The organism is Neobacillus niacini, from assembly GCF_036961885.1.
Taxonomy (GTDB): Bacteria; Bacillota; Bacilli; order Bacillales; family Cytobacillaceae; genus Neobacillus; species Neobacillus niacini_H.
On sequence record NZ_JBALNQ010000032.1, the window covers coordinates 55,858 to 66,918 of the forward strand.

The 11,061-nt window shown below is 38.9% G+C and carries 11 protein-coding genes; 10 read left to right on the forward strand and 1 reads right to left on the reverse strand.

Going from position 1 to position 11,061, the window contains the following annotated elements:
• The first annotated feature begins 195 nt into the window (after window positions 1-195).
• The 8 genes from V7124_RS15140 to V7124_RS15175 all read left to right on the forward strand — a co-directional run bounded on the left by V7124_RS15140 (window position 196) and on the right by V7124_RS15175 (window position 8,334).
• Window positions 196-1,236 carry an ABC transporter permease gene (locus tag V7124_RS15140; RefSeq protein WP_335417495.1) on the forward strand — a complete coding sequence of 347 codons (1,041 nt, stop codon included), beginning with the start codon at window positions 196-198 and terminating at the stop codon, window positions 1,234-1,236.
• A complete protein-coding gene (locus V7124_RS15145; RefSeq protein ID WP_335490466.1) occupies window positions 1,202-1,996 on the forward strand; it encodes an ABC transporter ATP-binding protein in 795 nt (264 codons plus the stop codon). The genes V7124_RS15140 and V7124_RS15145 overlap by 35 nt, the downstream gene beginning before the upstream one ends.
• Window positions 1,997-2,181: 185 nt before the next feature.
• Window positions 2,182-3,297, forward strand: coding sequence for a 4-hydroxyphenylpyruvate dioxygenase (hppD, locus tag V7124_RS15150; protein WP_335490469.1), 1,116 nt, complete (start codon window positions 2,182-2,184; stop codon window positions 3,295-3,297).
• Between the two features lie 66 nt (window positions 3,298-3,363).
• Window positions 3,364-3,978, forward strand: a complete 615-nt coding sequence (locus tag V7124_RS15155; protein WP_335490472.1) for a flavin reductase family protein — start codon at window positions 3,364-3,366, stop codon at window positions 3,976-3,978.
• Between the two features lie 8 nt (window positions 3,979-3,986).
• Window positions 3,987-4,904 (forward strand): fumarylacetoacetate hydrolase family protein, encoded by a 918-nt coding sequence (locus V7124_RS15160; protein ID WP_335490475.1) that lies wholly within the window; start codon window positions 3,987-3,989, stop codon window positions 4,902-4,904.
• Between the two features lie 21 nt (window positions 4,905-4,925).
• Window positions 4,926-6,083 carry a homogentisate 1,2-dioxygenase gene (locus tag V7124_RS15165; RefSeq protein ID WP_335490478.1) on the forward strand — a complete coding sequence of 386 codons (1,158 nt, stop codon included), beginning with the start codon at window positions 4,926-4,928 and terminating at the stop codon, window positions 6,081-6,083.
• A 133-nt stretch (window positions 6,084-6,216) separates the two neighbouring features.
• Entirely contained in the window at window positions 6,217-6,834 is a 618-nt protein-coding gene (locus V7124_RS15170; RefSeq protein ID WP_335417507.1) for an NUDIX hydrolase, read from the forward strand.
• A 138-nt stretch (window positions 6,835-6,972) separates the two neighbouring features.
• Entirely contained in the window at window positions 6,973-8,334 is a 1,362-nt protein-coding gene (locus V7124_RS15175; protein ID WP_335417509.1) for an aspartate kinase, read from the forward strand.
• Between the two features lie 88 nt (window positions 8,335-8,422).
• Here V7124_RS15175 and V7124_RS15180 read toward each other — a convergent pair whose 3' ends face one another.
• Window positions 8,423-9,019, reverse strand: a complete 597-nt coding sequence (locus tag V7124_RS15180; RefSeq protein ID WP_335490481.1) for a hypothetical protein — start codon at window positions 9,017-9,019, stop codon at window positions 8,423-8,425.
• A 215-nt stretch (window positions 9,020-9,234) separates the two neighbouring features.
• Between V7124_RS15180 and V7124_RS15185 the strand changes: the two genes are divergently transcribed.
• Window positions 9,235-10,287 carry an XdhC family protein gene (locus V7124_RS15185; RefSeq protein WP_335490484.1) on the forward strand — a complete coding sequence of 351 codons (1,053 nt, stop codon included), beginning with the start codon at window positions 9,235-9,237 and terminating at the stop codon, window positions 10,285-10,287.
• Complete coding sequence (locus V7124_RS15190) at window positions 10,280-10,885, forward strand: nucleotidyltransferase family protein (protein ID WP_335490487.1); 606 nt, start codon at window positions 10,280-10,282, stop codon at window positions 10,883-10,885. Before V7124_RS15185 ends, V7124_RS15190 begins: the two co-directional genes overlap by 8 nt.
• Window positions 10,886-11,061 lie beyond the last annotated feature (176 nt).

Genomic DNA, 11,061 nt, shown 5'->3' on the forward strand with positions numbered 1-11,061 from the left:
TGGAAATAGTTATTTTGTGGATTTGAATCTAGTTTGCTAGCACTTTTCTTATTAAATACTTGTTTTTGAAAGCAACATAGTTTAAGAAAAGAGCTCTAATAATCAATTGTATTGCTGGGAGTCAGCCGCTAACATGGTTGACTCCTTCATCACTAAATAAGGAATATATTTAATCTTAAAGAAAGGATGATCTCAATGTTTACAGCCATATTTGGATCATTTGAAGCAGGTATCATCTACGCTATTATGGCACTGGGTGTCTATCTTTCCTTTCGTATTCTGGATTTTCCGGATTTAACGGTAGATGGGAGTTTTGTAACAGGAGCAGCTTTGTCAGCAATCTTGATTGCTGGCGGTGTTAACCCATTTTTGGCTACGATAATGGCACTATTTGCAGGTTTTGCAGCAGGATGTATGACGGGCCTGCTTCATACCTTTGGAAAAATTAATAATTTGCTATCTGGTATATTAATGATGATTGCCCTTTATTCTATTAACCTAAGAATAATGGGGAGATCAAACATTCCATTACTGAATTCAGAAACTTCTTTTACGAAAATCGGTGAAGTATTCGAAAATATGGGAGTGGATTCTTTTTTCAATGGTTTACTAGCAATGGTGGGGCTTGGTGACAGCCTTCCTGAAACATGGGGAATATTAATTTTTATGATTATCGTTACCTTTGTCATTAAATTACTTACTGACTTATTTTTACAAACTGAAATTGGCCTTGCTGTAAGAGCGACAGGAAACAATAAACAAATGATTCGCAGTTTCTCGGCCAATACAAATCTCCTTACTATCCTCGGGCTCGGGCTATCCAATGCACTAGTCGCTTTTTCAGGTGCTCTGATTGCGCAGCAAGGTGGATTTGCAGATGTTGGTATGGGTATCGGGATGATTGTAATTGGTTTAGCCTCTGTTATTATTGGTGAAGCCTTGTTTGGCACTAAGTCCATTGCAAGAGCTACACTTGCAGTCATCGGCGGTGCCATCATCTACCGAATTGTAGTTACACTTGCATTAAGAGTGGAATTCCTCAATCCAGGTGATATGAAGGTAATCACAGCGCTAATTGTCATCATTGCTTTAACGGCACCAAAACTATTGGAACAATCGAAAGAGAAGAAGCGTAAAGCCCGGAAAAGACAAGAAATGCTCTATCTGTTAAAGGGTTCGGCTGAAGGAAAGGGTGATAGTTATGCTGCAATTGAGTCAGATACACAAGATTTTTAATGAAGGTACACCAGACGAAAAAATTGCGATTGATCAAATTAACCTAACCTTAAAACCAGGTGATTTTGTTACAGTTATCGGAAGTAATGGTGCAGGGAAATCGACCTTAATGAATATTATTTCTGGCGTTTTGGTACCTGATATCGGGGAGATTCAGATCGCCGGTAAAAATGTAACCGCGATGTCAGAGTATAAACGATCGAAAATGATTGGCCGGGTTTTTCAAGACCCGATGGCAGGAACGGCTCCTAGTATGACGATTGAAGAAAATTTGGCTATGGCCTACTCACGAAATAAAACGAGAACCTTTAGAAGGGGCGTCACGAAAAAAAGACGAGATTACTTCCGTGAGGTGCTTGAATCCTTGCATCTCGGCTTAGAAAACCGGTTAAGTGCCAAGGTAGGCTTGTTGTCTGGAGGGGAACGGCAGGCATTATCTCTGTTAATGGCAACATTCACTGAACCATCTATTTTACTCCTTGATGAACATACGGCTGCACTGGACCCTTCAAGAGCCGAATTGATCACCAACCTAACACGGGAGATTGTGGGGAAATATCAGCTTACGACATTAATGGTCACACATAATATGCAGCAAGCGATTGATCTTGGGAATCGCTTAATAATGATGGATAAAGGTCAAATCATTTTAGAAGTAGATGCCGAGGATAAGAAAAACCTAACGATTGAAGGATTATTAGAGGAATTCAAAAGAATTCGCGGTGTACAAATGGCAAGTGACCGAGCGGTATTATCATAAAATGATTAAGAAACAGCCTAGATTAGGGATGTTTCTTTTTTTTGTGTGATGGGTAAAGTGGAGCGGACGAATCTTTATTACTCAAATGCGTTATTGCTTCAACGCCTGCTCTTGAGGGGACAATCTAGTATCACTTAAACTATATTCTGAATATTATTAATTAATTGATAATAGGAGGAATACAAATGAAAGAAAAACGTGTAAAAGCAGAAGAACTTTTAGACGATTTTTTCCCAGTCCGGGATGTAGACTACATCGAAATTTATACAGGGAATGCAAAGCAAGCATGCCACTTTTTTTGCACGGCGTTTGGATTTGAGCCAGTTGCCTATTCCGGTCTTGAAACGGGAAATCGTGAGACCGCTTCATTTGTGCTGCAACAAAGAAATATCCGCCTTGTTCTTACTGGCTCGTACAAAGAAGATACACAGGTTGCCCAATTTGTGAAAAAACATGGTGATGGGGTAAAAGACGTTGCCCTCCTTGTAGATGATGTCGATAAGGCCTATCAGGCTGCTGTAAAGCGTGGTGGCATTGCCCTTGTACCGCCATTTGAACTGAAGGATGATAAAGGGACACTGAAAAAGGCAGTTCTCGGTACATATGGAGATACCATCCATACGTTAGTAGAACGCAAGAATTATCACGGTGTTTTTATACCGGGCTTTGAGCCATATACTGTCTATCTGCCAATTGAGGATGCAGGATTAATTGGAATTGACCATGTCGTAGGAAATGTAGAGCGTATGGAGGAATGGGTAGAATATTACTCCAAGGTTATGGGATTTTTAGAGATGAAACATTTCACGGATAAAGATATTACCACTGAATATTCAGCGTTGATGTCTAAGGTGATGCATAATGGCGGGAGAATCAAGTTCCCTATTAATGAACCTGCAGAAGGGAAACGGAAATCACAGATCCAGGAATATTTAGAATTCTATAATGGTCCAGGAGTGCAGCACCTTGCTATCTTAACAGAGGACATTGTAGCAACCGTTGCCACCTTGAAAAAGAATGGGGTTGAGTTTTTAAATACGCCAAGTACTTATTATGAGGATCTAGGACAGCGAATTGGAAAAATTGACGAAGAAATTGAGAAGCTCCGTGAATTAAATATTCTTGTCGATCGGGATGATGAGGGATATCTACTACAGATCTTTACTAAACCAATCGTTGATAGACCAACATTATTTGTGGAAGTCATCCAGCGTAAGGGTGCACGCGGTTTCGGTGAGGGGAATTTCAAGGCGTTATTTGAATCAATCGAACGAGAACAGGCAAGGCGAGGAAACCTTTAGTTTATAAAAGTGGGAGAATATTTCTCCCTTTTTAAAGAGTTTTTTCAGGAAGGAGCAATTAGAAAAATGGAAGTATCACCAGATACACTTGAATGGAGAGACGCTTATAAACTATTAATTGGCTCCATTTTGCCAAGGCCGATTGCTTTTGTATCTACGGTTGATGAAAATGGTGTTGCCAATGCAGCTCCATTTAGTTTTTTTACCGCAATTTGTGCAGAGCCCATGCTCATCTGTTTTTCACCGATGCGAAGGGGAAGTGATGGGGCGAAAAAAGATACCCTTATAAATATTGAAAAAACAAAGCAATTCGTCATCAACATCGTGAGTGAAAGTATTGCACAGCAAATGAATGAATGCGCAGTAGAATTCGAACCAGAAGTGGATGAACTAGAGGTAGCAGGTTTAACAAAAGAGGATAGCCATATTGTGCAGGTGCCGCGCATAAAAGAATCTCTCGTGCATTTAGAGTGCGAGCTCTACCAGGTGTTAGATTTTGGTGACCAGTCTGGTGCTGGAAGTCTAGTCATTGGTAAAGTTTTGAATATTCATGTAGAGGATGATTTATTTCATAAAGGGAGAGTGGATACAGAAAAACTTCAGCCAATTGGCAGAATGGCAGGTAATACCTATACCAATCCATTAGGAAAAACGTTTGATATTATTAGGAAAAGAAATTAGGTGACAAGATGAGATTCGTAACCTTCGAAAAAAGCGATGGGACAGTTCGGTCAGGAGTGATAGTAGAGTCTGACCTTGTTGTAGATATGAGCGAAGCAACGAACGGAAGTCTGCCTGAAAAACTGATAGATTTTCTGGAGAAAAGTGAGCAAAATATGACATCTGTTGCACAGCTTTCATACCTTACCGACGGAGATAAAGGGGTTTATCCTATTCATGATGTTAGGTTGATTGCCCCACTGCCAGCACCAAGAAGCTTTCGAGACTTTTATGCGTTTGAGCAGCATGTGAAATCGGCAAGGAAAAACAGAGGATTGCAAATGATACCAGAATGGTACCAAATACCAGTCTTTTATTTTTCCAACCACCTTGCGATAAAGGGACCTGAGGATAATATTCCTATACCTATTGACAGCAATTGGCTTGATTATGAGTTGGAAATGGCGTGTGTAATCGGAAAACAAGGCAGGAATATTTCTGCTAAAGATGCTGATAATTATATCTTTGGTTATTGTATATTAAATGATTGGAGCGCTAGGGATCTTCAAAGACATGAAATGAAGGTAGGCTTAGGTCCTGCGAAGGGGAAGGATTTTGCCACCTCGATTGGTCCATGGATTATCACCAAGGATGAGCTGGAGTATCGCAGATCGGGTAAGGGTTTTGACCTTTCCATGAAAGCGAAGGTAAATGGTGTGCTTCTTTCTGAAGGAAATATGAAGGATATCTATTATTCGTTTGCTGAAATGATTGAGAGGGCATCTGCAGGGGTCACTCTTTTTCCTGGGGAGATCATTGGTTCTGGTACCGTTGGGACAGGGTGTATCCTTGAACTCGGTACAGAAGTACATCGCTGGTTACTGCCTGGGGACGTCATTGAATTGGAGATTGATAAGCTTGGGGTATTAAAGAATTCAATAATATAAGATTGGAAGCGAGATGAAGAAATGTACTACCGGCAAATGGGAAGGATTCCTCATAAACGCCATACCATGTTTAAAAAAGACGACGGAAGCCTCTATCGTGAGCAGGTAATGGGGACACGCGGTTTTTCCGGAACGCAATCGATACTTTATCACCATTTTATGCCAACAGAAGTGCTAAAAGTTGAGCAGCTTAGCAGGTATTTGCCTGAATATGAAGATCAGCAAGCGCTAAAACACCGACTTTTTTTGACCAACAAGACCGCAAAAACTGGTGATGCACTTACAGCACGTGAATATATTTTAGGAAATCAGGACCTTTTAATTGGGACCGCATCTATTAATGAGCCAATGAAAAGCTATTACCGAAATGGTGATGGCGATGAAATGTTGTTTATTCATTATGGAACAGGGAAACTTGAAACGATGTTCGGAACGATCACCTATCGACCAGGAGATTATTTGTTAATTCCGATAGGGACCATCTATCGGTTGGTTCCTGATGAGAATAAACGAACAAAAATACTGTTTATTGAGTCATTTAGCCAGATTACCACGCCTAAACGTTATCGAAATGAATACGGGCAAATGCTGGAGCATAGTCCATTTTGTGAGCGGGATTTCCGTGGTCCAGAAATACTAGAGACCTTTGACCAAAAAGGAGAATATGAAGTATTCACGAAATCAAGGGGATCCATTCATTCTCATTTATTGGGACATCATCCACTGGATGTCATAGGCTGGGATGGATATCTCTATCCATGGGCTTTTAATGTTGATGATTTTGAACCAATAACAGGAAGAATTCATCAGCCGCCTCCTATTCATCAAACCTTCGAGGGAAATAACTTTGTGGTATGTTCGTTTGTGCCAAGATTATTTGATTACCATCCTGAAGCAATTCCCGCACCTTACTATCATAGTAATGTCAATAGTGATGAATTGCTTTATTATGTTAAAGGTAATTTCATGAGCCGTAAAGGGGTACAATTAGAGTCGATAACACTACACCCAAGTGGCATTCCACATGGTCCGCACCCTGGAAAGACGGAAGCGAGCATTGGGAAAAAAGAAACACTTGAACTAGCAGTTATGATCGATACCTTCCATCCGCTTAAAGTGGTAAAAACTGCGCACCAGATTGAGGACATAAAATATATGTTTTCATGGGTGGAGAAATAGAAGTATTTATGGAAACAATCCGATAATCGATAGATCGGATTGTTTTTTTTTCGTAAAAATCATAAGATAAGGATTATATATAGGTAAAGTGATAGGATTGAAAATATAGATAGTATTTTGGGTGGTGATAATCATGAATTTAAAATCCGTACAATCGAAGTTACAAAGCCATACTCCTAAAATTTTGGGTAGTGACAAATTTTCAAAATATGCTGTAATGGTACCGCTTATCCAAAAAGAAGATGACATTCACGTTCTGTTTGAGATACGTTCACTTCAACTAAGAAGGCAGCCCGGTGAAATCTGTTTTCCGGGTGGAAGAATTGATCCGCACGACATCGATGAAAAAGGTGCAGCTATTAGAGAAACAATCGAAGAATTAGGAATTAGCAATGAGAATTTATCCGAGGTTCTACCGCTTGATTTCATGATTTCTCCTTTTGGAATGATGATTTATCCGTTTGTAGCAATTATTGAGAATCCAGAATTGATTAACCCCAATCCTGCCGAGGTTGGCGAGGTTTTTACTGTACCGTTAACCTATTTTATCGAAAATGACCCGGAAATTTATCACCTTCATTTTAAGGTTGAGCCTGAGGAGAATTTTCCTTTCGATTTAATTATTGGTGGGGAGAATTACAATTGGCGGGCCCGAGCACTAGATGAATACTTTTACGTTTATGAAGAGAAAGCTATTTGGGGAATAACCGCTAAAATCCTATCCCATTTTATTGAAATACTCAAACAGTGAAATAGAATGTTTTCACTGTTCTTTAAGTTTGTCCTCCACAGAAAAACAAATGTCCTCTAATGGGAGAAAAAACACTTGATTATTTTCTGAATAGGGATAAAATTAAGATTATACTTTTTTGGAATAGGTGATGTTGTGATGAAGGTTGTAAAATTTGGTGGATCCTCTTTAGCGTCTGGACAACAAATCGAAAAGGTTTTTCAGATAGTCATGTCTGATCCTGAGCGGAAAGTTGTAGTTGTCTCTGCTCCTGGGAAAAGATTTTCTGAGGATGAAAAGGTAACGGACTTGTTGATCGAGTGTGCCGAGCTATGTCTGCAAGATAGTAATCCATTGGAAAAATTCAATGCCGTTATGTCAAGATATTCCTCCATCGCAGCTGAGTTAGCTCTCCCAGATGAGGTAATTAGTGAAATTCATCACGATTTATCTGAAAGATTAAACGGAGACAAAAGTAAACCTGATCGGTTTATGGATCTTTTGAAGGCTAGCGGTGAGGATAACAACGCTAAATTAGTTGCTGCTTACTTCAGAGAGCAGGGTATTGAGGCAACGTATGTAAATCCGAGGGAAGCAGGATTGCTTGTAAGTGATGAACCTGGTAATGCACAGGTGTTACCAGAATCATATGAGAATCTATTTTCACTTCGTGAGATTCCGGGACTTATTATTTTCCCAGGATTTTTTGGCTATAGCAAACAGGGTGAAGTGTTCACCTTTTCACGGAGTGGCTCTGATATAACGGGTTCGATATTAGCCAATGGACTAAAGGCTACTTTATATGAGAATTTTACGGATGTGGATGCTGTATATTCAGTAAATCCAACTCTTGTTCATAAACCAAAAGAAATAAAAGAGCTAACCTATCGAGAAATGCGAGAGCTATCTTATGCAGGATTTACCGTTTTGCATGATGAAGCATTAGTTCCAGCGTTCAGAGCGGGGATTCCCGTTCAAATAAAAAATACAAACAATCCAACAGCGCCAGGTACAAGAATCGTTTATTCGCGGGATAATACCAATGGACCGGTGGTTGGCATTGCTAGTGATAAAGGATTCTGCAGCATTTATGTAAGCAAATATTTAATGAATAGAGAAGTAGGTTTTGGCCGCAAACTATTAAGTATTTTAGAAGAATATGGTCTTTCCTATGAACATACACCTTCAGGAATTGATGATGTTTCTGTGATTTTAAGAGAATCACAATTAGACCCTGATATGGAAAATGAAATTACCTGGAGAATTGAGTCAGAGTTACAAGCTGATGAAGTGAGAATTGAGCATAGTCTCGCATTGATCATGGTCGTGGGTGAGGGAATGCGCAGAAATGTTGGAACGATGGCCAGGGCCTCTAAAGCATTAGCGAAGGCAGAGGTCAATATTGAAATGATAAATCAAGGCTCCTCAGAGGTAAGTATGATGTTTGGTGTAAAAGAAGTGGATGAGAAAAAAGCCGTTAAGGCTCTATATGATGAGTTTTATGCATCCGTACTCGTATAATGAAGAAAAAGCAGCTCTAAAAGTTTATCTTAGGCTGCTATTTTCTTTAGATATGCGTTAGCTCAAATATATCTGCGATTAAATTTTTTCATGTTAATTGTGGGGACTTATGCTTTTTCTTTAGCTTTTTCTTCGTTTTTAGTCCGGCCAAAATGGCAACTATCAAACCTCCTCCAGTATCGGAGATTAAATCGATCATCGTATCGTCATTTCCCCCGCCTTGTAAGGTCATATTGAAAAATTGATCAGAGCTGAACTCATAGATTTCCCATAAGACACCGCCGAAAGCGGCGAATGATATTGTAAATAGGAAAATAATCCAAGGAGATATTTCCACTTCTGCATCTCGATGTACTAGCCGTTCATATAAAGCAATTCCTGAAAATGCTAGGATGGCACCACTTAGGAAATGCAAAAATGTATCCCACCAGCCGAGACCATACCAACCCAGAATCGAACCGAAGTATTGTGAACCGACCAAGAACAGTAAATAAGAGGTAACAATTGGCAAATTGAACTGGAGCTTTGTAAATAGGGCTAAGAGGAGTGGAACAGCACCGCAAACCATCCCCCCGATGGCAACCGTTGATTTAAATGATTCCCCATCGGAGCGATAATGAAAAAATAAATAGGCCATAAATGCTACATATAGAAAACTGAGAATTAGGACAAGCTTACGATTCATGTTTCACCTCGTGTAGATTACACCGTTCTTGTTTACTATGATTATGTCCAAATGATACCCTCCTATTCCATTCCCATTTTTTTAAAGTTAACTGATTATTGATAATATTCTTAAATTAATATAATATAATATAACAATCATATACCACCTGTTTACTATTTAAAACATATTTTTGGGATAGAAATAGGTACCAGCCAATAAGAGGAGGATTGTTGATGTCACAATTAAAAGAATTTGGTATGATCATGGATTCTATTAAATCTGTATGGAAAAACGATAAAAAAGCTGCAATGGTGATGCTAATAGGTGTAAATGGTTCAGCATACAGGATGCCGGGAACGAAAATGATGATGGCAGAGGATGCAGAAATGAAGGGAACGATTAGCGGGGGCTGCTTAGAAGGTGACATTTATGGTTATACAGAAAAGGCTATTCAGGATGGAATGCCGTTGATAAAAAACTATGATTTAAGTGACAACGAGATTTGGAGTTTAGGAATTGGCTGTAAAGGTTCACTTGAAATTCTAATCCTGCCAGCAAAAAAGGATGATCCATTTTGGGGCTTTGCTGACAAGCTTATAAACGAAGAAGAAGAATTTTCAATGGTTTTAGAAGTGCCAACCGGAATAAAGTCATTCGTAACAAAATATGGTGAGATAATTGGTGATACAGAGTACCTGCCTTCAATCGTGTACGAGAGTGCCTTAAAAAGCCTTAAATCTCAAAAACGTGCTGAAGTGTTGAAGTGGGAAGGCCGTAGGTTTGTAATTGATGCTATCCGTCCAGCACAGAAGTTAATTGTAGCAGGGGCCGGAAAGGATGCGATTCCAGTGGTTGAATTGGCTTCAAAGGCTGGATTCACAGTAACAGTTCTAGATCCACGAAGCGAATTTAATAATGAGCGCTATTTCCCAACAGCAAAGCATCTTGTTGAACTTCCTGAAAATATAATTCCTGAAAATGTAACCGATTCATGGTGGGTTATTATGAATCACCTGCAAAGCCGTGATGAAGAGGCACTACACCTGGCTTTACAAAGTAATTCAAAATACATCGGAGTATTAGGACCTGTATCAAGAACACAAGAAATGATCGCAAATGTAGGTGAGGACTTAATGATTAGTAAAGATATATATTCACCTATTGGGCTGGATATTGGGGCAGAAACGATGGAAGAGGTAGCCATTAGTATTGTTTCTGAATTGATGGCAGTACGAGCCAACCGTGATGGGAAATCACTTAAAGGAAAAATGAAGATTCATGTCTAAGATAGGGGCGATTATCCTTGCAGCGGGAATGTCAAAGCGAATGGGGAAACCTAAACTATTGCTTCGTCTAAAAGGAAAACCATTGTTTCGGTATCCACTTGAATTAGCTATAAGGAATCAGTTAAGTCCAATTTGTTTAATCGGGGGCCAGTATTTAAAGTCATTCCAAGAGGATTCAACTGACTTAATGAATGTGGACTTTATTCCCAATCCAAATTATGATTTGGGAATGTCCACGTCAGTAAGAATGGGAATAAATCATGTTAAAGACTGTACGGACGCAGTGTTCATTTTTTTAGCTGATCAGCCATTTGTTCCTGATTTAGTCATACAATCAATGACAGAACAGTATTGCAATGGAATAAGAATTGTGCGCCCAAAATACAATGGAAAATTAGGACATCCTATTCTCATTGATAAAAGCCTTTATAAGGAATTTTTAACGATTGACGGCGATCAAGGTGGGAAAGAAATCATAAAGAAATATAAAAATCTAACAAAAATACTTTCATTTGAGGATTCAATATGGGGAATGGATATTGATACGTCCCAAGATTTTCAAATAGGTAAACAATATAGTAGTATAATCACACATTAACATACTGAGTCCCTGTTAATCTCTTACATTTGTTTTTGATTAACAGGGCTTATTTTTTGAGAAATAAAATTATTTTCAGAAAATTATGATAGGTTATTGACAAATTTATGAGATATATTATGATTGAAAAATAAAAAGTAGTTTTGCATTTAAAACAAAAAATCAATAAATAATAG

What these genes read in the sequence shown, in the direction of transcription:
- V7124_RS15140 (WP_335417495.1), top strand. Translation starts at nt 196, where the DNA reads ATGTTTACAGCCATATTTGGATCATTTGAAGCAGGTATCATCTACGCT.
- V7124_RS15145 (WP_335490466.1), top strand. Translation starts at nt 1,202, where the DNA reads ATGCTGCAATTGAGTCAGATACACAAGATTTTTAATGAAGGTACACCA.
- hppD (WP_335490469.1), top strand. Translation starts at nt 2,182, where the DNA reads ATGAAAGAAAAACGTGTAAAAGCAGAAGAACTTTTAGACGATTTTTTC.
- V7124_RS15155 (WP_335490472.1), top strand. Translation starts at nt 3,364, where the DNA reads ATGGAAGTATCACCAGATACACTTGAATGGAGAGACGCTTATAAACTA.
- V7124_RS15160 (WP_335490475.1), top strand. Translation starts at nt 3,987, where the DNA reads ATGAGATTCGTAACCTTCGAAAAAAGCGATGGGACAGTTCGGTCAGGA.
- V7124_RS15165 (WP_335490478.1), top strand. Translation starts at nt 4,926, where the DNA reads ATGTACTACCGGCAAATGGGAAGGATTCCTCATAAACGCCATACCATG.
- V7124_RS15170 (WP_335417507.1), top strand. Translation starts at nt 6,217, where the DNA reads ATGAATTTAAAATCCGTACAATCGAAGTTACAAAGCCATACTCCTAAA.
- V7124_RS15175 (WP_335417509.1), top strand. Translation starts at nt 6,973, where the DNA reads ATGAAGGTTGTAAAATTTGGTGGATCCTCTTTAGCGTCTGGACAACAA.
- V7124_RS15180 (WP_335490481.1), bottom strand. Translation starts at nt 9,019, where the DNA reads ATGAATCGTAAGCTTGTCCTAATTCTCAGTTTTCTATATGTAGCATTT.
- V7124_RS15185 (WP_335490484.1), top strand. Translation starts at nt 9,235, where the DNA reads ATGTCACAATTAAAAGAATTTGGTATGATCATGGATTCTATTAAATCT.
- V7124_RS15190 (WP_335490487.1), top strand. Translation starts at nt 10,280, where the DNA reads ATGTCTAAGATAGGGGCGATTATCCTTGCAGCGGGAATGTCAAAGCGA.